At 55.3% G+C, this 23,604-nt stretch carries 22 protein-coding genes and 1 riboswitch; of the genes, 9 read left to right on the top strand and 13 right to left on the bottom strand.

The window, feature by feature from the left end; genetic code table 11:
* Nucleotides 1-12 precede the first annotated feature (12 nt).
* Complete coding sequence (gene thiD / locus RHN82_RS18000; protein ID WP_047053421.1) at nucleotides 13-813, bottom strand: bifunctional hydroxymethylpyrimidine kinase/phosphomethylpyrimidine kinase; 801 nt, start codon at nucleotides 811-813, stop codon at nucleotides 13-15.
* Nucleotides 810-1,580 carry a hydroxyethylthiazole kinase gene (gene thiM / locus RHN82_RS17995; RefSeq protein ID WP_047053419.1) on the bottom strand — a complete coding sequence of 257 codons (771 nt, stop codon included), beginning with the start codon at nucleotides 1,578-1,580 and terminating at the stop codon, nucleotides 810-812. The genes thiD and thiM overlap by 4 nt, the downstream gene beginning before the upstream one ends.
* A gap of 35 nt (nucleotides 1,581-1,615) precedes the next feature.
* Nucleotides 1,616-1,712, bottom strand: a riboswitch (TPP riboswitch).
* 616 nt (nucleotides 1,713-2,328) lie between these two features.
* Here thiM and RHN82_RS17990 point away from each other — a divergent pair.
* The 4 genes from RHN82_RS17990 (at nucleotide 2,329) to RHN82_RS17975 (ending at nucleotide 7,222) form a co-directional block, all read left to right on the top strand.
* Complete coding sequence (locus RHN82_RS17990) at nucleotides 2,329-3,420, top strand: YadA C-terminal domain-containing protein (RefSeq protein ID WP_071886786.1); 1,092 nt, start codon at nucleotides 2,329-2,331, stop codon at nucleotides 3,418-3,420.
* 185 nt (nucleotides 3,421-3,605) lie between these two features.
* A complete protein-coding gene (locus RHN82_RS17985) occupies nucleotides 3,606-4,046 on the top strand; it encodes a hypothetical protein (protein ID WP_047053417.1) in 441 nt (146 codons plus the stop codon).
* Between the two features lie 314 nt (nucleotides 4,047-4,360).
* Complete coding sequence (locus tag RHN82_RS17980) at nucleotides 4,361-5,737, top strand: diaminobutyrate--2-oxoglutarate transaminase (protein WP_047053415.1); 1,377 nt, start codon at nucleotides 4,361-4,363, stop codon at nucleotides 5,735-5,737.
* 18 nt (nucleotides 5,738-5,755) lie between these two features.
* Complete coding sequence (locus RHN82_RS17975) at nucleotides 5,756-7,222, top strand: aspartate aminotransferase family protein (RefSeq protein WP_047053413.1); 1,467 nt, start codon at nucleotides 5,756-5,758, stop codon at nucleotides 7,220-7,222.
* Between the two features lie 44 nt (nucleotides 7,223-7,266).
* Here the strand turns inward: RHN82_RS17975 and RHN82_RS17970 are convergent, their stop codons facing one another.
* Genes RHN82_RS17970 through RHN82_RS17960 form a run of 3 tightly spaced genes read right to left on the bottom strand, consistent with a single transcriptional unit; the run spans nucleotide 7,267 to nucleotide 11,053 of the window.
* Complete coding sequence (locus RHN82_RS17970; protein WP_047053411.1) at nucleotides 7,267-9,465, bottom strand: polysaccharide biosynthesis tyrosine autokinase; 2,199 nt, start codon at nucleotides 9,463-9,465, stop codon at nucleotides 7,267-7,269.
* Nucleotides 9,465-9,914, bottom strand: coding sequence for a protein tyrosine phosphatase (locus tag RHN82_RS17965; protein WP_059347572.1), 450 nt, complete (start codon nucleotides 9,912-9,914; stop codon nucleotides 9,465-9,467). The genes RHN82_RS17970 and RHN82_RS17965 overlap by 1 nt, the downstream gene beginning before the upstream one ends.
* Nucleotides 9,914-11,053: a polysaccharide export protein gene (locus RHN82_RS17960; protein WP_047053407.1), complete on the bottom strand. Its 1,140-nt coding sequence runs from the start codon at nucleotides 11,051-11,053 to the stop codon at nucleotides 9,914-9,916. Before RHN82_RS17960 ends, RHN82_RS17965 begins: the two co-directional genes overlap by 1 nt.
* 480 nt (nucleotides 11,054-11,533) lie before the next feature.
* Between RHN82_RS17960 and RHN82_RS17955 the strand changes: the two genes are divergently transcribed.
* Nucleotides 11,534-11,866 carry an RcnB family protein gene (locus RHN82_RS17955; protein ID WP_003859260.1) on the top strand — a complete coding sequence of 111 codons (333 nt, stop codon included), beginning with the start codon at nucleotides 11,534-11,536 and terminating at the stop codon, nucleotides 11,864-11,866.
* The gene (locus RHN82_RS17950) at nucleotides 11,817-12,296 is read left to right on the top strand and encodes a GNAT family N-acetyltransferase (protein ID WP_047053607.1); all 480 of its coding nucleotides are present in this window, start codon (nucleotides 11,817-11,819) and stop codon (nucleotides 12,294-12,296) included. The genes RHN82_RS17955 and RHN82_RS17950 overlap by 50 nt, the downstream gene beginning before the upstream one ends.
* Before the next feature lie 89 nt (nucleotides 12,297-12,385).
* Here RHN82_RS17950 and apbC read toward each other — a convergent pair whose 3' ends face one another.
* Nucleotides 12,386-13,495 (bottom strand): iron-sulfur cluster carrier protein ApbC, encoded by a 1,110-nt coding sequence (gene apbC / locus RHN82_RS17945; protein WP_003859263.1) that lies wholly within the window; start codon nucleotides 13,493-13,495, stop codon nucleotides 12,386-12,388.
* Between the two features lie 137 nt (nucleotides 13,496-13,632).
* Between apbC and metG the strand changes: the two genes are divergently transcribed.
* The gene (gene metG, locus RHN82_RS17940; protein ID WP_047053405.1) at nucleotides 13,633-15,666 is read left to right on the top strand and encodes a methionine--tRNA ligase; all 2,034 of its coding nucleotides are present in this window, start codon (nucleotides 13,633-13,635) and stop codon (nucleotides 15,664-15,666) included.
* Between the two features lie 103 nt (nucleotides 15,667-15,769).
* Here metG and RHN82_RS17935 read toward each other — a convergent pair whose 3' ends face one another.
* From RHN82_RS17935 to RHN82_RS17925, 3 genes are read right to left on the bottom strand one after another with little or no spacing between them, the layout of a single operon-like run.
* On the bottom strand, nucleotides 15,770-16,246 hold the full coding sequence (locus RHN82_RS17935; RefSeq protein WP_047053403.1) for a DUF1456 family protein: 477 nt from the start codon (nucleotides 16,244-16,246) through the stop codon (nucleotides 15,770-15,772).
* A gap of 46 nt (nucleotides 16,247-16,292) precedes the next feature.
* Nucleotides 16,293-17,012, bottom strand: a complete 720-nt coding sequence (gene btsR, locus RHN82_RS17930; RefSeq protein WP_022648676.1) for a two-component system response regulator BtsR — start codon at nucleotides 17,010-17,012, stop codon at nucleotides 16,293-16,295.
* The gene (locus RHN82_RS17925) at nucleotides 17,006-18,691 is read right to left on the bottom strand and encodes a sensor histidine kinase (RefSeq protein WP_023314534.1); all 1,686 of its coding nucleotides are present in this window, start codon (nucleotides 18,689-18,691) and stop codon (nucleotides 17,006-17,008) included. Before RHN82_RS17925 ends, btsR begins: the two co-directional genes overlap by 7 nt.
* Before the next feature lie 218 nt (nucleotides 18,692-18,909).
* On the opposite strand from RHN82_RS17925, the gene mlrA reads away from it, so the two are divergent.
* The gene (gene mlrA / locus RHN82_RS17920; RefSeq protein ID WP_045350289.1) at nucleotides 18,910-19,650 is read left to right on the top strand and encodes an HTH-type transcriptional regulator MlrA; all 741 of its coding nucleotides are present in this window, start codon (nucleotides 18,910-18,912) and stop codon (nucleotides 19,648-19,650) included.
* A gap of 69 nt (nucleotides 19,651-19,719) precedes the next feature.
* Entirely contained in the window at nucleotides 19,720-19,833 is a 114-nt protein-coding gene (locus RHN82_RS17915) for a protein YohO (protein ID WP_022648678.1), read from the top strand.
* Here the strand turns inward: RHN82_RS17915 and RHN82_RS17910 are convergent.
* The 4 genes from RHN82_RS17910 to RHN82_RS17895 are packed head-to-tail and all read right to left on the bottom strand — an operon-like array spanning nucleotide 19,808 to nucleotide 23,559.
* Nucleotides 19,808-20,545 carry an ABC transporter permease gene (locus RHN82_RS17910; protein ID WP_017383373.1) on the bottom strand — a complete coding sequence of 246 codons (738 nt, stop codon included), beginning with the start codon at nucleotides 20,543-20,545 and terminating at the stop codon, nucleotides 19,808-19,810. The genes RHN82_RS17915 and RHN82_RS17910 overlap by 26 nt on opposite strands.
* The gene (locus RHN82_RS17905; protein ID WP_047053401.1) at nucleotides 20,529-21,479 is read right to left on the bottom strand and encodes an ABC transporter ATP-binding protein; all 951 of its coding nucleotides are present in this window, start codon (nucleotides 21,477-21,479) and stop codon (nucleotides 20,529-20,531) included. Before RHN82_RS17905 ends, RHN82_RS17910 begins: the two co-directional genes overlap by 17 nt.
* The gene (locus RHN82_RS17900) at nucleotides 21,472-22,629 is read right to left on the bottom strand and encodes an ABC transporter permease (protein ID WP_047053399.1); all 1,158 of its coding nucleotides are present in this window, start codon (nucleotides 22,627-22,629) and stop codon (nucleotides 21,472-21,474) included. Before RHN82_RS17900 ends, RHN82_RS17905 begins: the two co-directional genes overlap by 8 nt.
* Nucleotides 22,630-22,641: 12 nt before the next feature.
* A complete protein-coding gene (locus RHN82_RS17895; protein ID WP_003859284.1) occupies nucleotides 22,642-23,559 on the bottom strand; it encodes an ABC transporter substrate-binding protein in 918 nt (305 codons plus the stop codon).
* Nucleotides 23,560-23,604 lie beyond the last annotated feature (45 nt).

The following is a 23,604-nucleotide window of genomic DNA, read 5'->3' as shown; positions in this document are numbered from 1 at the left end:
CCAGTATACGGCTTACCACCATGCATGAAAATGGTGAACCGGCCCAATACCGTGACCCACTTCCAGAGAATCGGCTTTTGCCAGCGCGCCCGAGAGCCAGATCTTCGCCTCCTGCACCGTATCCGCCCAGTTCGCGTTTCGGGGACGCAGCGCCGCCAGCGCCGCCGAGAGCGTACAGCCCGTGCCGTGGGTGTTTTTGGTCTGTATGCGCGGGGTGGTGAAACGTTGCGCGCCATCGCGGGTGAAGAGCCAGTCCGGGCTTTCTGCATCATCAAGATGACCGCCTTTCATCAGCACCGCGCGACACCCCATCGCCAGCAGCGCATTGCCCTGCTCTTTCATCTCACGTTCGTTTTGCGCGTGTGGCGCATCCAGCAGCGCGGCGGCCTCAGGCAGGTTTGGCGTGATCAGCGCCACCTGCGGCAGCAGCTTTTTACGCAGGGTGTCGACGGCCGAGGCGGAGAGCAGCGGATCGCCGCTTTTGGCCAGCATCACGGTATCGAGCACCACGTTTTTTATCTGATAACGTTTGAGACGTTCAGCGACCGCTTCAACAATGTCCGCCTCTGCGAGCATGCCGATTTTGGTGGTGTCGATGCGTACATCGCTGAATACCGAATCCAGCTGTGCGGCGACAAAATCCGGCTCAATGCGATATACCGACTGTACACCGCGCGTGTTTTGCGCCACCAGCGCGGTGATAACCGAGCATCCGTAAGCGCCGAGCGCAGAGAAGGTTTTCAGGTCTGCCTGGATCCCCGCTCCGCCGCTGGGATCGGTTCCCGCAATAGTCAGGGCATTAATGCGTGTCATACCAGCTCCTCCAGCGCGTAAAGCGCGTCCAGAAACGCCGGAGCAAAGCTGCCGGGGCCCCGGCTTTGCGTCAGGGCAACTGACCCTGCGCGCTTCATAAAGCCGCAGGCTGCCGTCGCATTATCAAGCCTGTCGCCAGGCAGCGAGCAGCAGGCGGCGACGACCGCCGAGAGCGCACAGCCTGTTCCCACCACGCGGGTCATCAGCGGGTCGCCGCCCGCGACGGTACGGGTTCGCTGGCCGTCGGTGATGTGATCCACTTCTCCCGTGACGACTACAACGGCGTGGGTCTGGCGGGCGAGCGTCTGCGCAGCGGTCAACGCGCTCGCCGCCGTATCGGTGGAATCCACTCCGCGCCCGCCCGCACTCATTCCGGCAAGGGCGAGGATTTCGGAGGCGTTTCCACGAATGGCCGCAGGTTTGAGGGGCAATATTTGCTGGCAAAAGCGGGTACGGTACGCCAACGCGCCAACCGCAACCGGATCCAGAACCCAGGGTGTACCCGCGGCTACCGCGCTCTCAATGGCCCGACGCATCGACTGGGCGCGCGGCGCGGTGAGTGTACCCACGTTGATGAGCAGAGCATCGGCAAGCGCGGCAAACTGTTCCGCTTCCTCGGCTTCGATCACCATTGCCGGGGAACCGCCCAGCGCGAGCAGAACGTTGGCGGTGAAGGTCTGCACGACATCGTTGGTCATACAGTGCGTGAGCGGGGAACGGGTTCGGAATTGATGTAAAACGTGTGAGTCGAGCAGGTCAGGCTGCATGGTTTCGCTCCTGCCGTGCGTGAAGAAGCGATGACCGGGTAGGCATCTGACTTCCCTACGCTGGCATTATCCAGATCAGGTAATACGGGTATTTCTCAGCCTTCACAAAGAAGGGCACCCCGAGTCAAATTACTTATAAAACAGTTGCTTACGAAAAAGCGTTTCGTAGTCATGTAGTGTAACCGGGGGGTAACCCGGGTGCAAGGAGTTTCGGGCTGTCCGTTAACCCCCTGTAACGAACAATAAACGACAAGATATTAACTACCCTCAATATGTATACATTATTGTTCAGTTAATTATCCCACCATATCTGTTAAGAACTCATGAAAAATATTATTCACTCTCTGTGCTGAGAAATTTTATTTGTATCTATAATGACGCACCGGGAGTGCTTTTATAAGACAGTCCACTTTCTTTCGTATGAAATAAATCCACATATTAAAGTAAACATTTATTTTGCAGAATTTTATCTCTGTCAAACACTTAATTTAACTCTCTCATTTACCACCTCATTTTCACCTTAATGTTTACATTAATAACAACCGCAAAATGACTTTTACGCCGTCGGAACTATTCATAATATTTATGACTTAGATCAACATCATTGGTTTGCGTTTAATTGATAGTTTACTCGCGTTACTAAATAAGATTTAAACAACGCTCACCGTTTTTTAAATCCAGAAAATAAAGCTGTTCAGCTTCAGTATTTTTTCAACAGTTAATGATGTGAGCTTTTCAAATGAAATCTATGAATAAAACCTTTATTGCTATTTTTGTAATGGGCGTTGTCTTAGCGGGTACAATGAGCCAGGCTGAAGCCGCGAATACGGTTTGGGACGATCAGCAAATCACTAATATTGTCAATGACCATCAGGATCAGATTGCACAAAACAACGCTGATAGCATTAACCGTGATATCGCAACGGATAACCGCTTAACGCAGGTCAATGACGACCTTCAGTCCACAAAATTAGGCGTGTTAGTCGTGGATAAAATGGCTAATGACGCACATCAGAAAGCATTGCTTGCAGGCGCGCTTGCCGATACCGCCAGTCTGAAAAGTGAGACGGCCCTACAGGGTGTGGCGACTAACGGCGCAGCCATTATCAACCTTCAACACGTCGATAATATTCAGGATAGCCGCCTTACTGCTCTCGAAAATGCATCTAAACCCAACAACGGTACAGATGGAGCGAAAGGTGATAAAGGGGATACCGGTGCGACTGGCGCAAAGGGCGATAAAGGGGATACCGGCGCGACTGGCGCAAAGGGTGATAAAGGGGATATCGGTGCAACCGGCGCGAAGGGTGAAAAAGGCGATGCTGGCGCGACAGGCATGAAAGGTGATAAGGGTGATACTGGCGCACAAGGCATTGCGGGAAGAAACGGTCGCGACGGTGTAGACGGTCATAACGGTAAAGATGGTGTGACAACCACCGTGACACAACGACAGCTGGATACGGCTACCCAGGCGAAGGTCGCTAAAAATAGCCTGGCTGTTACTGCCGCCACGCAGGATCTGCAAGCCACCAGGCAGACATTACAGGCAATGAATACTAACACCAGCCAGCAATTTAAATCTCTGCGTGATGAAGTGGACAATAATAAGAAGCAGGCCAATGCCGGTATTTCAGGGGCGATGGCGATGGCGGGTTTGCCACAAGTGCAAACCAATCAGCGCGTCATGTTCTCTGCTGGCGGCGCGACTTACAACGGCGAGAGCGCGCTTGCTGTCGGTGCGTCCGTTAACTTTAATTCCCATGTCATCGCGAAAGTGAGCTTTTCAGATGATACTGCGAATAATATGGGCGCTTCGGTTGGGATTGGAATGGGCTTTTAACGCGTAAAACAATCATCGCGACAAATATAAAGCCTCATTTTAACGGATGAGCATTTCGTTAATACAAAAAGATGTCTAAATATATTTTTATTTCGGTAGCCCTGTATCTGATGCTGATTTCGGTCGGGATCTGGATCGGCGTAATGTATGTCTCCTGGTATTTATGTCGTTTTTAAGGCGATAAAATGAAAAAATTAATGATGTTAGTCATAAGTACTGCCGTGCTTGCAGGTTGTGTCTCGCCTGCGCACGCCATAAACGCCCATTATCGTGCTCAATTAGAGCGTTCGGGATGCACGCAAATTAGCGCTGGCGATGGCTCTTGCGATATCAGCAAAACCAAAGCGGAAAACGCGGCACAACACGAACCAACGACATCCGTTCACGATCCCCTGCGTGAAGCCTCGTTCTCGTCGGATACGGTTAGCGCCACGCTTTCTAACGGCTTTTTTAGCGCTACGGTTAACGGCAAGAAAGCGAGCGTTAAACGTCTGAATGCGAATTTCTATGAGATCCGTGGTAACGGTTTTGTGATATCGCTAAGCCTGGATGAAAACGGTATTACAGACGCGTCGTGGAATAAAACGAAGGGACGAGAACACGGCGTTTTACGCGTTACCCAATAATAAACAGTGTAAGGAGGCGCTCCGCCTCCTTTTCGCCTGCCAATCGCACGATTTGTCACACTCTTTTGTCTGATTTTACAATGCTGACAAAACATACGTAAGCTGCTGTTTTTATTTAGCATAAAGTGCAATCTTCCCTATACAAACGGCGTTCTTCCCTGCCCTGTGCCCTGTGTCACAAAACAGTAAACAAATTAACCATTGAGCCCGGTGACAAAAGGCTCTATATTGGCGGCGTTTTTTTCAGGCCCCATCTGTTTTTTAACTTTTTATTCAATCGTGGCTCATAACGAAGCGGCGGTTGTAGGAGTGATATGATGACGGATAAAGTCCGTATTGACACCGTAGATGCCCACAAAAGCAACGAAACCTATCTGGCCCGTCAGGCCGAATTTGAATCTAACGTCAGGAGTTATCCGCGCAAACTGCCTTTAGCGATCACGAAAGCAGAAGGCGTGTGGATCACCGATGCAGATAATAAAGAATACCTTGACTGTTTAGCTGGCGCAGGCACCCTCGCGCTTGGCCACAATCATCCTGATGTGCTGAAAAGCATCCAAAATGTCATTACCAGCGGCTTGCCGTTACATACCCTGGATCTGACCACGCCGTTGAAAGACGCGTTTTCAGAATACCTTCTCTCTCTGTTGCCTGGTCAGGGCAAAGAGTACTGCCTGCAATTCACTGGCCCGTCCGGGGCTGACGCCGTTGAAGCGGCGCTGAAGCTGGCAAAAAAAGTAACCGGTCGTAGCGGTATCATCAGTTTCTCTGGTGGTTACCACGGTATGACCCACGGCGCACTGTCCGTCACCGGCAACCTGTCTCCGAAAGAAGCGGTTGACGGTATGATGCCAGAAGTCCAGTTCATGCCTTACCCACACGAGTACCGTTGCCCACTGGGTATCGGTGGTGAAGCGGGCGTGAAGGCGCTGACCTACTACTTCGAAAATCTGATTAACGACGTCGAAAGCGGCGTGCGTAAACCTGCCGCGGTGATCCTCGAAGCCGTTCAGGGTGAAGGTGGCGTGAACCCGGCGCCTGTTGAGTGGTTGCAGCGCATCCGCAAAGTCACTCAGGAACACGGTATCCTGCTGATCCTCGACGAAGTTCAGGCTGGCTTTGCCCGTACCGGTAAATTCTTTGCCTTCGAACACGCTGGCATTGAGCCAGACATCATCGTGATGTCTAAAGCAGTCGGTGGCGGTCTGCCGCTGGCCGTGCTCGGTATCAAAAAGCAGTTCGATGCATGGGCGCCAGGTCACCATACCGGTACTTTCCGCGGCAACCAGCTGGCGATGGCAACCGGTCTGACGACGCTGAAGATCCTGAAAGACCAGAACATCGCGGGCAAAGTGGCTGCACAGGGCGAATGGCTGAAAGGCCAGCTGAAAGAGATGGCGAAACGCTATCCGGTGATCGGCCACGTTCGCGGTCTGGGCATGATGATCGGTATTGAAATCGTTAAGCCACATGAAGCCGCCGATCACATGGGTTGCTTCCCGGGCGATGGCGAGCTGTCTGCACTGATCCAGAAGAAATGCTTCGAAGCGGGCCTGATTCTGGAGCGTGGTGGCCGTAACGGTATCGTTCTGCGTCTGCTGCCTTCTCTGCTGATCAGCGATGACGAGCTGAAAGTCTTCCTGGATAAATTTGAGCAGGCACTGCTTGCTGCGGGCGTTCGCCCGGCGTAACCGGAGTTGTTGAATACGATGTCTGATTCAAACCCAATTTTGTTCTCCTCTGCGCAGAGCATTGAAGCTTACCAGCAGGCGATTGAACAAAGCACTCAGGCTGTAATGCAGTGGCTGAAACAGCCTGAGATGTACCAGGGCAAAACGGTCGCGGAGCTGCGCGACCGTATTAAGCTGGATTTCAACCCGAAAGGGCTGGGCAACGAAGCGGCGATTGAACGCGCCGTGGAGTTCTTCCTGAAAGACAGCTTGTCCGTTCATCACCCGCAGTGCGTGGCGCACCTGCACTGCCCAAGCCTGGTGGTTAGCCAGGCGGCGGAAGTGCTGATTAACGCCACCAACCAGAGTATGGACTCCTGGGATCAAAGCCCGTCCGCAACCATTATTGAGATCAAACTGATCGAGTGGCTGCGTACCCGCGTGGGTTATCAGGCTGGCGACGCAGGCGTCTTCACCAGCGGCGGCACCCAAAGCAACCTGATGGGCCTGATGCTGGCCCGTGACGCTTTCTTTGCGCGTCAGGGCCACTCTGTTCAGCAGGACGGTCTGACGGGCGATCTGCGTAAGATCCGCGTGCTGTGCTCGGAAAATGCCCACTTCTCCGTGCAGAAAAACATGGCGCTGATGGGTCTGGGCTACCAGTCCGTGGTGCAGGTGAAAACGGACGAATTTTCCCGCATGGATCTCACCGATCTGGCGGCGAAAATCGAACAGTGCAACGCGAACGGCGAGCAGATCCTGGCGATTGTGGCCACGGCCGGTACGACCGATGCGGGCGCTATCGATCCGCTGCGTGCTATTGCTGAGCTGGCTGCGAAACACACTATCTGGGTGCACGTTGATGCGGCCTGGGGCGGCGCGCTGCTGATGTCTGAGCAGTATCGTCACTATCTGGACGGTATCGAGCTGGTGGATTCCGTCACCCTGGACTTCCACAAGCAGTTCTTCCAGACCATCAGCTGCGGCGCGTTCCTGCTGAAAGAAGCGCGTCACTATGAGCTGATGCGCTATCAGGCGGCTTACCTGAACTCTGAGTTCGATGAAGAAGCGGGTGTGCCTAACCTGGTCTCCAAATCTCTGCAAACCACGCGCCGTTTCGACGCGCTGAAACTGTGGATGAGCCTGGAAGCGCTGGGTCAGGAGCAATACGCGGCAATCATCGATCACGGCGTGACGCTGGCGCAGCAGGTTGCGGCTTACGTGAAAGAGCAGTCTGCTCTGGAACTGGTGATGCAACCCCAGCTGGCAAGCGTGCTGTTCCGCTTCCGTCCGCAGGCGCAGATGGATGACGCCGGTATCGCCCTGCTGAACCAGAAAATTGGCGATGCGCTGCTGGAGTCTGGCCGTGCAAACGTCGGTGTGACCGAGCATAACGGCATCACCTGCCTGAAGCTGACCCTGCTGAACCCAACCGTGACGCTGGAGGATGTTAAAGTCCTGCTGTCTCTGGTTGAGCGTACCGCGCAGGAAGTGATGGCGAAGTAATGCTTATCCCTCTCCCGTCCGGGAGAGGGATTATTTTTCCCGATCTAACCCCTGTCCCCTTTTTTCCTCGAAGCATAACCGTAGTCACACTGGCTGTACCCCGAGCTATAAAACAGCGCTGCGGATTTAACAATATCGTTGAGGATTGTGCCGCTGACCTTCACGCCAACGTGCTGGAGACGTTTAACGGTATGCTCCATCTCTTTCACGCTGGTTTTATCGAAACGGGCAACCATTAGCGTTGTTCCGGCTGCTCTGGCGACCAGCGCGGCATCGGTGACGGCCAGGACTGGCGGCGTATCGATGATGACAATGTCATATTGCTCGTTAACCCAGGACATGATGTCAAGGAAGCGTTCACTTAACAGCATTTCCAACGGACGCAGGGGTTCCGGGCCGCAGGTGATGACGTCAATCCCCGCTTTTTCATCATGCTGAATGACCTCCGTAAAGTCGCGTTTCCCTTCGAGCAGGCAGGACAATCCGTGGCGGTTCTCCAGGCCAAAAATATTATGAACATAGCCCTGGCGCATATCCGCATCAATAAACAGCACCCGCTGACCGCTCTGCCCGGCGACGGCCGCCAGATTCGTCGCCACCAGCGTTTTTCCGCAGTCCTGCGTGGGGCCAGAAATCATCACAATGTGGTTCTCAGCCTCCATCATGGTGAAATGCAGACTGGTCCGCAGCCCGCGTACTGCTTCAACAAATATATCAGCAGGGCGATCGACGGGCAGGAAAGGCACATCCGAGGTTTTGTGTTTCCAGCGACGAGAAAACGGATTTTTTCTGCGCAAATGCGTTTTATTCCACAACCACTGGGAACGTGGCAACGTAGCCAGAACCGGCAGCCCCTGCGCTTCCAGCTGCTCGGAAAGCGTGATACCACGTTTGAACGCCTGACGTACCAGCACGGTTCCCATTGCGAGCATTAGCCCGAACAGCGCGCCAAGTATGATGATTAACGCTTTACGCGGCTTTATCGGATCCGGGTGCGTAACCGCCTCATCAATGATCCTCACGTTCCCGACAGCGCTGGAGCGGGAAATATTCAGCTCCTGCTGACGCGTCAATAGCTGTAAATAAATCGTGCGGCCCGACTCAACATCTCGGCTCAGGCGTAAAATCTCCTGCTGCGTGGAGGGCATAGCTGACACACGGTTATTCAGGCGATCCCGTTCCCGCTCAAGGGTCTGTCTCTTTTCATGCAATGCACGATAGGTAGGGTGACTCTTTTTAAAGAGCTGGGAGATCTCTGCCTCCCGGAACGTCAGCTCGTTTAGCTGATTCTCCACGTTAACAACCTGATCCAGGACGGATTTTGCTTCTAAAGACAGGTCCACCGAGTCACGCTGTGCCCGATAAGCATTCAGCCGCGCTTCGGCCTGATCCAGATCCGCTCTGATTTTCGGCAACTGCTCCTGTAAAAAAGCCAGACTACGAGAGTCCTGGGCCTCCTGCCGCGCGATATTTTGCTGAAGATAATTGTCAGCAATCGCATTCAGCACCCGGGCGATTTTGTCAGGATCTTCGCCCGTCAGGGTTAAGGTCACGATACCGCTCTGTTTCTCCGACTCCGCAACCGTGAGACTCTTCTTCAGGGCATTGATCGTCTCCAGCCGCGTCAACGATTTAAGCGAGAATTGCGTGCCTGGCGTCGCCTCAATCGACGTCACCAGCAGAACGATCCCTTGCGTGACCAGCGTTTTCCCAACCCGACCGTCTGCTTCAATGTTTTCGCCCGTCAGGTGATATTTTCCCGCTTCCTGTACCGTCAGCGTGAGCTCTTGCGCTTTGCCTTCCACCTGCGGGATCTGGAGTTCGCCTAACGTGATTTTACCCTGCCCGCGCCCTTGCAGACGCTGCCAGAGACGCCCCACCACAGGCAAAACGCGCTGCTTTGCCTGCTGCGTCAGACCTAATTTGTCGACGGTCTCGCCGAGGATCATGCGTGATTTCAGCAGTAAAATTTCAGGGGCAACATCCGGCGAAACATCGGTGCCCAGCTGGCTCAAACCTTTGAGCAGGCTGTTATCCTGTTTGCTTTCTATTTGCACCATGGCATCCGCCTGATAAACAGGGGGCGTAACCCAGGCATAGAGACCGGCGCATAGGGTGAACAGGAACGTCACGCACAGAATCATCGTGCGGTGGTCGATCATCTCGACGAGCAGACGAACGAGATCGACTTCATGTTGTTGGGGTGCCGCTGCACCATAATTGTCTGTTGTGTAAGACGACATTAATGCTTCATTCCTTTCTGACCTAAACGACGTGCCCATTCCTGACTGGCTTTACCCAATAGCCCGAACACATATTCAAACGCTTCTCGGCTTTTACGGTAGGGATCGGGGATATCCTTCGGCTCCAGCCATTGCCCAAAAAGCAGCGACTTTCCCCTGCTCTCCGGCGCCATGGCCGCAATGAAGCGAAGATGTTCCGGCTCCATCACCAGGATAAGATCGGATTCCTGCGTCAGATTGCGTGTCAGCCGGCGCGCCACATGACCGTCGAGGGAGATCCCATGCCGCCAGGCCACGTCCTGAGCGCTGTCATCCGCCGGGCGCCCCTCAAGCCCGTATATCCCCGCCGAGGCGATATGTCTGTCGGGCAGGTGCTGGCGTAAAAGCCGCTCCCCAATCGGAGAACGGCAGACATTTCCGGTGCAAACCACGAGTATTGATTTGAACATTATTGCGGCCACGATCTGATGTAACGAACCGTTTCGGTAAGGTCATGCACCCCGCTGATAGTCGGAACAAGCTGTGATATCACGCGATTCCAGCGGGACAGTGGTGCAGTGGTGACATAGACAATGTCATAGGGCTCAAGCTGAAACTCGGTGCCTAACACCATAGCTGATGCGTCCTGAGCATTGAGCTGGTAGATGTTGGCGATTTTCTCTGAACGCTCGCTTTTCGGCAGCGAACGAATGACAAAAATGCCGGTGGCATCGGCCATATTCTGGTTCAGCCCACCCGCATTGCCCAGCGCTTCGGCCAGGGTCATGCCGCTGCGATCCATTTTCAGCGTGCTCTGTTTAACGACCTCGCCCATGACGAACACTTTCAGCGCATCGTTACGGGGGACAAACAGAATATCGCCGGGATAGAGCAGCTTATTTTGGGTGAGATCGCCATGCTGCATCAGCGCATACAGCGAGAGGCGCGTATCCTTCCCATTATGCGTCAGCACGACATTGCGCCAGTCCGCGTCGGCAGAGAGCCCCCCTGCGGCGTTCACGGCATCCATCACCGTTAACGGGATATTGGTGATCGCCTGCTGCCCCGACTTCACCACCTCGCCCGTCACATAGGCTTTTTGCGAGCGGAAAGAGGCGACGCTGACGTCCACCTGCGGGCTTTCAATGACATTGTTCAGCCGGGCCGTGATCTCCTCGCGTACCCGTGCGACCGTTTTGCCTGCCACCTGCAATTTACCGACATAAGGATAGAAAAGCGTACCGTCGGCATTAACCCAGTTACCTGTGTCGCTGGCGCTACGATACTGCCCCGCCGGGGTTGTCAGTTCAGGGTGATCCCAGACGGTGACGGTCAAAATATCCCCAACGCCGATACGGTATTCCCAGTTTTTGACCTGTTCATCCAGCTTAGGATTTGCCTGAGATTTCAGGACCGATGGCAGCAATTTTTCAATTAACGAAGGCGTAAGAGGATAAACATCAATCCGTTTCTCCAGACGATCGTTCGCATCTTCTGTGGTCATGACCTGTTTTCCAGCAAGATCCAGATGCTGACCCGGTGAAAATACGCAGCCAGATAACGGCGTAATAATTAAAAACAATATCGAAAAGACTGTTGTGTTTTTCATTGAGTAAAAATATCTTTTTATAGTATTGATTATCGAATAGGTGATGAAATGGTGATTTCCATTCTAAAACAATCCTTTACTGTCAAATTAATTAACAGTGATGGCAGTAATATTTAAAAAACCACAGCATCCCTGCGGCCTGGCTTTAACAGCCCTGCATCGTCTGACTTACGGGTTAGGAAAGAGGGTTTCGGGCAATCTTAAATGTTCTATTCGTTTAATGCATGCCTGGATCTTTGTAAATTTGCTTTGAAAATGTTTTTTCAGAATTAATTAATAAACCAATAATTATGTTATCTGCATAAGCCAATATTTATTCATCGAAGAAATAATTAATGCCGGTTGCGACTACACAAAACCGTGCGCTTTTGTTACATTTTTTGCAAACTCACCCTGTGAGGATACTTAAAATGAACTGTCTGCCATCCGTTTGCGGATCTGCACACAAAAAGTATCAGTAACGATATGACTGGAGAAAAAATGGCTAAGCGTAAATTGTTGCTTCTGGGTGTATTAGTGTCACTGGCAGGGGCCGCGCACGCTGCACCGCAAGCGTCGACAGCGCCTTCCGGCATCAAGGCCTATGAAGAACAAGAGTTTATTGCCGATTTTACGAAGTTCAAAATTGGCGACACCGCGCCCGCGCAGTATCAGACGCCCGAGTACACCATCAAACAGTACCAGTTGCGTAACCTTCCTGCGCCCGATGCCGGCACACACTGGACCTACATGGGTGAAAATTATGTTCTGATTGGCGATGCCGATGGCAAAATCTACAAAGCCTATAACGGAGATATCTTCTATCACCGCTGATACGATCCTAATCCGTCCGTGGCAGGAGAGCGATCGCCCTTTCCTGCGTACGCTCTTCCTCCACGCCCGGCGTGAAGCCTGGCCGTGGCTGGACAGTTCTGCGTGGCAGCTTGAAGATTTTGACGCGGCAACCCTGGACGAAGAGATTTGGGTGGCGGAGCAGGATGGGCACCGACTTGGCTTTGCCTCAGTCTGGACGAACGATAATTTTCTGCACAACCTGTTTGTCGATCCGCAGTATCAGAGCCTGGGAGTGGGTCATTTGTTACTGGAACAGGTACAGAAGACGTTTACCAGCACGGGTTCACTCAAGTGTCTGGTGAAGAATGAGCGGGCGGTTGCGTTTTACCAGCGCCACGGCTGGCACATTGAGGCGACGGGGGATTCTCCGGACGGAGAGTATTATTTGATGCACTATCGGCTTGGGTAAAGTCAGGTGGCGCTACGCTTACCTGACCGACAAAATCGAGGTAGGCCGGGTAAGGCGAAGCCGCCACCCGGCACTAACGCGCAGAGGTGTTACACCGCGCGGAAGGCGATTTCACCCGGGATCACTTCTCCCTGCCAGTAAAGCTGCGCCGCAACGCGCCCTGCAAGCTGGCGATACATCTGGGCAAATTCGCTGTCCGGGCGGCTGACCACCGTAGGTTTCCCGCTGTCCAGGTCCTCACGCAAAGAAATATGCAGCGGCATCTGCCCCAGCAGCTGGGTGTGATACTGCGCAGCCAGCTTCTCCGCACCGCCGGTACCAAAGATAGGCTCATGGTGCCCGCAGTTGCTGCAAATATGCATGCTCATGTTCTCGACGATACCCAGTACCGGCACCTCCACCTTCTCGAACATGACGATGCCTTTTTTGGCGTCGATCAGCGCGATATCCTGCGGCGTGGTGACCACGACGGCGCCGGTAACCGGAATGTTCTGCGCCAGCGTCAGCTGGATATCACCGGTGCCCGGCGGCATGTCCAGCACCAGATAATCGAGGTCAGGCCACATTGTCTCCTGCAACATTTGCAGCAGCGCCTTGCTGGCCATCGGGCCACGCCAGACCATCGCGTTATCGTCCGTGACCAGGTAACCAATGGAGTTGGTCGCCAGACCGTGCGCCACAATCGGCGCCATGTGGGTGCCGTCCGGCGAGGTTGGACGCTGGTTTTCCGCCCCCAGCATGTTTGGAATGGACGGGCCGTAGATATCCGCATCCAGAATGCCGACTTTCGCCCCTTCTGCCGCCAGCGCAAGCGCCAGGTTCACGGCGGTCGACGATTTACCCACCCCACCCTTGCCCGAGCTGACGGCGATGATGTTCTTCACGCCGTTAACGCCCGGCTGATTTTTCACCCGCTTAAGCGTGGCGATGCTGTGGCTTAGCTTCCAGTCAATTGCTTTTGCGCCAGTAATGCGCAGCAGCTCAGAGCTGGTTTGCTCTTTCAGGGCATCAAAGGCGCTGGTCCAGACGAACGGCATCTGTAGCTCGATGTGCAGCGTATCGTCCAGCCATGCGACGTGATGAAGCGCTTTCAGCGTCGTGAGATTGTGCTTCAGGGTTGGATGCTGAAAATTAGCCAGCGTCCCGGCGACCATTGCTCGTAAGGCTTCCGGTGATTTGGCCTGGGATTGAGAACTCATCCCGACTCCTTTGTTCTTGTGAATAAGACCTTAGACAAACAAGTTTACCTGAAAGGCCGCGGTTTGTGCTTACTTAATAATGCCCCTTTTGGTAATATCGAAAACCCTTTTCACAGTTAAAAGAAGTAATGCCTACTATGACTCAAGTCGCGAAAAAAATTCTGGTAACGTGCGCCCTGCCGTACGCCAACGGCTCAATCCACCTCGGCCACATGCTGGAGCATATCCAGGCTGATGTCTGGGTCCGTTACCAGCGAATGCGCGGCCACGAGGTGAACTTCATCTGTGCGGACGATGCCCACGGCACGCCGATCATGCTGAAAGCGCAGCAGCTGGGCATTTCCCCTGAACAGATGATCGCCGAAATGAGTCAGGAGCATCAGACCGATTTTGCTGGCTTTGACATCAGCTATGACAACTATCACTCCACGCACAGCGACGAAAACCGCGAGCTGTCAGAGCTGATCTACACCCGTCTGAAAGAGAACGGTTTCATTAAAAACCGCACCATCTCTCAGCTGTACGATCCGGAAAAAGGCATGTTCCTGCCGGACCGTTTCGTTAAAGGCACCTGTCCGAAATGTAAATCCCCGGACCAGTACGGCGATAACTGCGAAGTGTGCGGCGCGACCTACAGCCCGACCGAGCTTATCGAACCGAAATCCGTGGTTTCCGGCGCGACGCCGGTGATGCGTGACTCCGAGCACTTCTTCTTCGACCTGCCGTCGTTCAGCGAAATGCTGAAAGCGTGGACCCGCAGCGGTGCATTGCAGGAGCAGGTCGCGAACAAAATGCAGGAGTGGTTCGAATCCGGTCTGCAACAGTGGGATATCTCCCGCGATGCGCCCTACTTTGGCTTCGAAATCCCGAACGCGCCGGGCAAATATTTCTACGTCTGGCTGGATGCGCCAATTGGCTACATGGGGTCGTTCAAGAATCTGTGTGACAAGCGCGGCGACACCGTCAGCTTCGACGAATACTGGAAAAAAGATTCCGATGCCGAGCTGTACCACTTCATCGGTAAAGACATCGTTTACTTCCACAGCCTGTTCTGGCCAGCAATGCTGGAAGGCAGCAACTTCCGCAAGCCGACCAACCTGTTCGTACATGGCTACGTAACGGTTAACGGCGCGAAGATGTCTAAATCTCGCGGGACGTTTATTAAGGCCAGCACCTGGCTGAACCACTTTGACGCGGACAGCCTGCGCTACTACTACACCGCGAAGCTCTCTTCCCGCATCGACGATATCGACCTGAATCTGGAAGATTTCGTGCAGCGCGTGAACGCGGACATCGTCAACAAGGTGGTGAACCTGGCGTCCCGTAACGCAGGTTTTATCGCCAAACGCTTTGACGGCGTGCTCTCTGCCGAACTGGCCGATCCTGAACTGTATAAAACCTTCATCGACGCCGCCGCTGCGGTTGGCGAAGCCTGGGAAAGCCGTGAATTCGGTAAAGCCATTCGCGAAATCATGGCGCTGGCAGACGTGGCCAACCGCTATGTGGACGAGCAGGCGCCGTGGGTGGTGGCGAAGCAGGAAGGTCGCGACGCTGACTTGCAGGCGATCTGCACCATGGGTCTTAACATGTTCCGCGTGCTGATGACCTGGCTGAAGCCGGTTCTGCCGCAGCTGGCAGCCCGCGCGGAAGCATTCCTGAACACCGAACTGACCTGGGATGCCATCCAGCAGCCGCTGCTCGGCCACAAGGTGAACACCTTCAAGGCGCTGTATAACCGCATCGAGATGAAGCAGGTTGATGCGCTGGTGGAAGCATCCAAAGAAGAGGTGAAAGCGGCTGCCGCACCGGTGACCGGCCCGCTGGCAGACGATCCGATTCAGGAGACCATCACCTTTGATGATTTCGCCAAAGTCGACCTGCGCGTGGCGCTGATTGAAAACGCAGAGTTCGTGGAAGGCTCTGACAAACTGCTGCGCCTGACGCTGGATCTGGGCGGCGAGAAGCGTAACGTCTTCTCCGGCATTCGTTCCGCGTATCCCGATCCGCAGGTGCTGATTGGTCGTCAGACCGTGATGGTGGCAAACCTGGCGCCGCGCAAAATGCGCTTCGGCATCTCTGAGGGGATGGTGATGGCCGCAGGCCCAGGCGGGAAAGATATCTTCCTGTTAAGCCCTGACGAAGGCGCGAAGCCGGGTCAGCAGGTGAAATAACAAAAAAGCCGGAGATAATCTCCGGCTTTTTTTTGCCCGGCGGCGCTCCGCTTGCACGGGCCTACGGGTTTTGCAGGACGGGTCAGCCGAAGCGCCACCCGGCTTAAAATCCCCCCTTCTGGTTATGCACCCGCTGCGTCAACCCACGCAGGAAATAACGCAGGAACTGATCCCCACACTCGCGATAATTCTTATGATCCGGCGCGCGCATCATGGCGGTGATTTCCGGCATCGACACGCGAAATTTCTGCTCGGTCATGATCGCCAGAATGTCGTCAGTTTTCAGGGAGAAAGCAATACGCAGCTTTTTCAGCACCGTGTTGTTATTCATCCGACGCTCCAGCGCCAGCTCTGGCGCAGATTCATCTTTGCCGCGCTTGTCGTAGATCAGGCCGTTCAGAAAGCCCGACAGAATAATGTCCGGGCAGCGAACAAAGCCCTCTTCGTCTTCTTTTGTCATCCAGGTGTCGAACCCGGCGGACGTGGATTCCATATCGGAGAGCGCAAGAATGCGCACCATGTCATTATTGTTCGCTTTCAGGGTGTAGCGCAGGCTACGAAGAATATCGTTACTTAGCATAGAGCCTTCGAATGTCGATGATGCAATGGCGCGCAGTGTACCAGTTTTACAGCCCTATCGCCTCTTTCAAACTTTTCAGGTAGCGACGACTGACGGGAACGGTTTGCCCGGCACGTAACACCAGCTCGGCCTGGCCGTTATCTTCCAGGCGGATCTCCTTCAGGTGCGCCATGTTCACCAGATACTGACGATGGCAGCGGATCAGCGGCGTGCGGCTCTCCAGCGTGCGCAGGGTCAGCTCGGTAAAGCCTTCGTTGCCTTCAGCGCTGGTAACGTAGACCCCGCTCAGACGGCTGCTGACAAAGGCAACGTCGTCCATTTGCAGGAGGTAAATCCGGCTGTGCCCGGTACAGGGGATAAATTTCAGGGGCTGCTGATGCTCCGGCAGCAGCGTCACGTCCTGCGCGGTACGCTCCTGGCGCAGACGGGTCAGGGTCTTTTCAAGCCGTTTTTCTTCAATCGGTTTCAGCAGATAATCAAACGCGTGCTCTTCAAACGCCTTTACCGCGTACTCATCAAAGGCCGTCAGAAAGACAATATAGGGACGGTGCTCCGGGTCGAGCATGCCGACCATCTCCAGCCCGCTGATGCGCGGCATCTGAATATCGAGGAACAATACGTCCGGGCGCAGTTTATGCACCGCACCGATGCCTTCGATGGCATTGGCACATTCCCCCACAACCTCGATATCACTCTGCTCCTGCAACAGGACACGCAGGTTTTCCCGTGCTAACGGCTCATCATCAACAATCAGCACTCTTAACATGCGTTCTCCTCCAGCGGCAATCGTAAGGTAATTCGGGTATAGCGATCTGGCTCACAGGCGACGGTGATACCGCAGTCATCGCCAAAATGGGCGCGCAGGCGTTTATCCACCAGGCTCATGCCCAGACCGCCTGACGCGGAAGCTTCATACAGCCCCGCGTTGTCTTCAATATCCAGCACCAGATGGTGGTTAAAACGGGAAGCGGAAATCATAATCTCTCCGGTTCCCAGCAGCTGCGAGGTCCCATGCTTAATGGCATTCTCCACAATCGGTTGCAGGGTAAAGGCCGGAAGATGCTGATACGCCAGCTCGTCCGGGACGGATAACGACACCTGTAAACGTGACTGGAAGCGCGCTTTTTCAATTTGCAGATAGGCGTTTACGTGCTCAATCTCATCCGCGAGGGTGACAATCTCCGAGGGACGCTTCAGGTTTTTGCGGAAAAATGTCGACAGAAATTGCACCAGCTGCGCGGCCTGATCGCTGTCGCGGCGGATCACCGCCTTCAGCGTGTTGAGCGCATTAAACAGGAAATGCGGATTCACCTGAGCGTGCAGGAGCTTAATTTCTGACTGCGTCAGCAGCGCTTTTTGCCGTTCATACTGCCCCGCCAGGATTTGCGCCGAAAGCAGCTGGGCGATCCCCTCCCCCAGCGTGCGGTTGATGGAGCTGAACAGGCGATTTTTGGCTTCGTAGAGCTTAATGGTGCCCATAACGCGCTGATTTTCGCCCCGCAGGGGAATGACCAGCGTAGAGCCGAGTTTGCACTGCGGATGCAGGGAACAGCGGTACGGCACTTCATTTCCGTCGGCATACACAACTTCACCCGTTTCAATAGCGCGCAGGGTATAGGCCGATGAGATCGGTTTGCCCGGCAGATGGTGGTCGTCGCCGGTGCCGGTAAACGCCAGCAGCTTTTCGCGATCGGTAATCGCCACGGCTCCGATATCCAGCTCTTTATACAGCACCTGCGCCACCTTCATGCTGTTCTCCTCGTTGAATCCCTGCCGCAGGATCCCTTCCGTCGACGCCGCAACTTTTAAGGCGGTGGCAGAAAATGCCGAGGTGTATTTTTCGAACATGGCGCGTTTATCGAGCAGAATGCGCATAAACAGCGCCGCGCCTACGGTATTGGTGACCATCATCGGTGCGGCAATACTGCTGACCAGATGTAACGCATCGTCAAACGGGCGCGCAATCAGCAAAATGATCGCCATCTGCGCCATTTCCGCCACGAAGGTAATCGCCCCTGCGGTAAAGGGACTGAACACTTTATCCGGGCGACCGCGCTTAATCATATAGCTGTGGACGAGACCACCGAGCAGCCCTTCGACGATGGTGGAGATCATGCAGCTCAGCGCCGTCATACCGCCCATCGAATAGCGGTGCAGGCCGCCGGTTAACCCCACCAGACCGCCGACAACCGGGCCTCCGAGCAGCCCGCCCATTACCGCGCCGATGGCGCGCGTATTGGCGATGGAATCTTCGATATGGAGACCAAACCAGGTCCCCATAATGCAGAATATGGAAAATACGACGTAGCAGAGGAATTTGTGCGGCAGACGGACGGTGACCTGCATCAGCGGAATGAACAGGCGCGTTTTGCTCATCAACCAGGCGATGACAAGGAACACGCACATCTGCTGAAGCAACAGCAGCACCAGATTAAACTCGTACATACTCACAAACCGCACATTCTAAAAACGCGTAACATACACTGGTGGCGATGAACTTTCTTTGAAACGTGCCAAAAAAGCGATAAATCGTGTCCGTCATCACACCTTTTGCCGCAGATAACCTGTCTTTCGTATAATTTGTACAAAAAAGAATCAAATCTTCCTGGTTCCGCAAAGTGGGTCTACAGTTAAGCTGGGGACGCGCAAGCCTGGGGGCGAAAATGGCGCTTTACACAATAGGTGAAGTGGCACTCCTGTGTGATATCAATCCCGTTACGCTACGGGCGTGGCAGCGACGGTATGGATTGCTTAAGCCGCAAAGAACGGACGGCGGGCACCGCCTGTTTAACGATGCGGATATTGACCGGATCCGCGAGATCAAAAGCTGGATCGACAACGGCGTACAGGTCGGCAAGGTGAAATCGCTTCTGAGCCAGGACGATCCAGATACGCAGCATCTCTGGCGCGAGCAGCAGGAAACGCTGCTGAGGCTGTTGCAGACCGGCAATTTGCAGCGTCTGCGCGGCTGGATCAAAGAACAGGGTCGAGACTACCCCGCGCAAACCCTGATCACCCATCTTTTTATTCCCTTACGGCGTCGGCTTCAGTGTCAGCAAACCACCCTACAGGCGTTGCTTAGCATGCTTGATGGCGTGCTGATTAACTATATTTCCGTCTGTCTTGCCTCAGCGCGGAATAAAAACAGCAAAGATGCGCTGGTGATCGGCTGGAACGTACACGATACCACCCGGCTGTGGCTCGAAGCCTGGATTGCCACCCAGCAGGGCTGGCGCGTTGACGTGCTTGCCCACTCCCTGGCCCAGCTCAGGCCGGAACTGTTTGAGGGACAGACGCTGCTGGTCTGGTGCGGCGAAGTCCCCTCCGCTTCCCAGCAGCAGCTCCTGACGGAATGGCGCGAACATGGTTATCCCGTTTACTCGCTGGGGCCAAATGCGTCGTAACGGCATTTAATGGTTCATTAACACCTGCGCTTCACCGTATAATTGTTCCGTTAACAACAGGAGCACATGATGAAGGCAACGAAACTGGCCGTAATTACCCTTTTTGCACTGATGGCCGTCAGCGGTATCGGTGGCGTTATGCTTGCAGGTTATTCATTTATTGTTCGCGGCGGTGTTGGCTGAGGTATCCGGCCAGGCGTTCAAACAGGCGATCCACGACAATCGCCGCCAGCGCAACCAGAACCGCCCCCTGAATAATGTAAGCCGTATTAAACCCGCTTAACCCGATAATGATCGGCGTTCCCAGCGTATTGGCTCCGACCGTCGAGGCGATGGTTGCCGTACCAATGTTGATAATCACGGACGTTCGTACGCCAGCGATAATCACCGGTGCGGCCAGCGGCAGTTCGACCTTCACCAGCCGCTGCCAGGCGCTCATCCCCATCCCTTCCGCTACGCTCAGCACCGATGCAGGCACCGCCGCAATCCCCGCCAGCGTCCCTTGCAGAATGGGCAACACGCCGTACAAAATCAGCGCAATGATGGCTGGCTCCTGCCCAAAACCGATCGCCGGCACGGCAATCGCCAGTACGGCCACCGGCGGGAAGGTCTGCCCCGTTGCGGCAATGGTCTCCACCAGCGGACGGAACTCCCTGCCCGCAGGCCGCGTCACCGCAATACCGGCGCCTGTGCCCAGCACGATGGCAATCACGCTTGACACCGCCACCAGCCAGAAGTGCGCCAGGGTGAGATTAACAAAGCTCTCCTGCTGGTATACCGGACGCGGCAGCCCGGGAATAAGCGCATTAAACAGCGCCGCGCTGTGCGGCATCAGGTAGAGTAAGGCGATAAACAGCCCTGTCAGCCAGAGTAACGGATCACGGACCCACTTCACGCGTCACCTCCCCCGCCAGCAGATCGCGAAAATGGATCGTCCCGCATGGCGTCCCCTGCCCGTCCGCAACGGGTAATACCTCGCACTGCCGGGCGACAAACGCCGACAGAGCATCGCGCAGGCTCATCCCATCGTGCAGCGGTTCACCACCGATTTGCGCATCCTGCGGACGCAGATAGTCCCTGACGGTGCGCAGCGAGAGCAGCCTGACGCCCAGCTCGCTGCGGCCAAAAAATTCACGCACAAAATCGTTTGCCGGCGAGGTTAACAGCTCAAGCGGCGTTCCCTGCTGGACGACTTCGCCGTGATCCATCAGTACCAGACGGTCGGCCAGCCGCAGCGCTTCGTCGATATCATGGGTCACCAGCACGATGGTGCGCCCAAGAATACGGTGGATGCGGCTCATCTCTGCCTGAAGTGCGCCGCGGGTGACCGGATCCAGCGCGCCGAAGGGCTCATCCATCAGCAGCACCTGCGGGTTAGCGGCCAGCGCGCGCGCCACCCCGACCCGCTGCTGTTGTCCGCCGGAAAGCTGGTGCGGATAGCGGTCGCGAAGCGACGCGTCCAGGCCCAGCAGCGCCATCAGCTCGTCGACACGCTCATTGATCTTCCGCCGGGACCATCTTTCCAGCTGTAGCACGGTGGCAATGTTCTGCGCCACCGTCCAGTGGGGAAACAGGCCGATGGACTGAATGGCGTAGCCCATACGCCGCCGCAGCTCCAGCACAGGCAGGCTGCGGATCTCCTCTCCGGCAAAGCGAATCGTCCCGCTGTCGTGTTCCACCAGCCGGTTGATCATCTTCAGCGTCGTCGATTTTCCCGACCCCGACGTCCCGATCAATACCGAGAACGCCCCCTCGGCAAAATGCAGATTGAGGTGGCTTGCCGCCGGACGGCCCGCAAAGGTTTTACTCACATCATGAAATTCAATCATTGGCTCTTCTCCTGAGCAGCGCGAGCCACAGGGCAAACAATGCATCCAGTACGACCGCCAGCGCAATCGTGGGCACAACGCCCAGCAGCACCAGATCCAGCGCGCTGCTGAGCAGCCCCTGGAACACCAGTGCTCCAAAGCCGCCCGCCCCGATCAGCGCGGCAATCACCGCCATCCCCACGGTTTGCACCGTCACTACCCGCAGACTGCGAACCAGCAGCGGAAGCGCAAGCGGCAGCTGTATTTTCCAGAAACACTGCCGCGCACTCATCCCCATCGCATGGGCGCTTTCCAGCACGTCGGGCGGAACCTGGCTTAACCCCGCCACCACGCCACGCACCAGCGGCAGCAGCGCATACAGCACAAGGGCGATCAGCGCGGGCGTCAGCCCCGTTCCGGCAATGCCTGCCGCCGCCAACGCAGGGAAGGATTTCACCAGACCGGCGAGGGGGGCAATCAGCAGGCCAAACAGGGCGACGGAAGGGATAGTCTGAATAACGTTGAGGACGGTAAAGACGGCACCCTGGCGGCTGGGATGCCGGTAGCACCCTATGCCCAGCGGCACGCCCAGCAGCAGCGCCGGGATCAGCGTCCCGAACAGGATCGTCAGATGTTGCGCCAGCGCGTCGTCAAACACCTCCTGGCGGTTGACGTACTCTTTTAACAGCGAGAGTTGATTCAGATCGCCGCTGAAGAAGATCAGCAGAGGGATAACCCAGAATTGCGCGTTCAGCAGCCAGCGCCAGACGGGTAGCGGCGTCAGACGGCGAATGGCATCGCTACAGACCAGCAGACAAAGTGCCAGCCATAGCCACAGCCCGCTGCCGATCGACGTGCGCGCCAGCGGGCTTTCAACCGAGGCCATCTGCGTTGCCGCCTGTCCCGCGCTCCAGAACAGCACGATAAACAGCGCTTCGCTGAGCAGAAGCGTCAGCCACAGGGCGGTTCGCCCCGGCCAGAAGGCTAAGGCAACGGTACTCGCCAGCGCCGCGCCCAGCAGCAGCGGCGTAAATGCCCAGATCTGCCAGAGCGCGCGCGGTTCGCCCGACACCAGACGGTTTGGCGCGACATTCACAAAAGGTAACGCGACCGCCGCGATGGCCACACAGGCCAACAGCAGCAGAACGCGGTTATGGCATTTTATTGGCACAGCCTTGTCCCGTTACTTCACAAGTCCTTGTTGTTTCAGGAAGTCGGCAGCCACTTTTTTGGCATCCAGCCCCTCAACGGCAATGCTGGCATTCAGCTGTTGCAGCGTTTTCGCATCCAGTTTTTCAAACACCGGTTTGAGCCATTCCGCAATATCCGGGTAGGCTTTCAGCACCGCCTCGCGCACGACCGGGGTTGGGGCGTAAATTGGCTGAACGCCTTTCGGGTCGGTCAGGGTTTGCAGGCCAAGCGCCGCGACCGGGCCATCGGTGCCGTAGGCCATCGCCGCGTTGACGCCGGAGGTTTGCTGCGCCGCCGCCTTAATGGTCACTGCCGTGTCGCCGCCCGCCAGAGAGAGCAGTTGTGCCTGATCGAGCTTGAAATCATAGGCTTTTTCAAACGCTGGCAGGGCATCAGCGCGCTCGATAAACTCTGCCGAGGCCGCGAGCTTAAACTCGCCCTTCTCTTTCAGGTAGCGGCTGAGATCGTCCAGCGAGGTGAGCTTGCCTTTCTCGGCAATATCTTTACGCACCGCGATGGTCCAGGTGTTGTTGGCCGGTGCCGGCGTAAGCCAGACCAGCTTATTTTTTTCCGCGTCCAGCTTTTTGACTTTTTCGTACCCGGCTTTGGCATTTTTCCAGGCCGGATCGTTTTCATCCTTGAAGAAGAAGGCCCCGTTGCCGGTGTATTCCGGGTAGATATCCAGCTCGCCGGAGGTGATGGCACCGCGCACGACAGGCGTGGTGCCAAGCTGTACTTTATTGACCGTTTTCACGCCGTGGCTTTCGAGTACCTGCAAAATGATATTGCCGAGCAACGCGCCCTCGGTATCAATTTTGGAACCCACCTTAACCGGCTCTGCGGCCTGTAGCGGCAGGCTCAGCGCCGCCAGAAGCACCGCCGATCCTGTTATCCCCTTAATCATCGTCATTCTGCTTTCCTCATTATTTTGTGGCCTTTTTCATAGGCTTGAGAG

Origin of the sequence: Enterobacter cloacae complex sp. EB5 (genome assembly GCF_031432835.1) — a bacterium.
GTDB lineage: Bacteria > Pseudomonadota > Gammaproteobacteria > Enterobacterales > Enterobacteriaceae > Enterobacter > Enterobacter hormaechei_C.
This window is presented reverse-complemented; position numbering and strand designations above follow the sequence as displayed.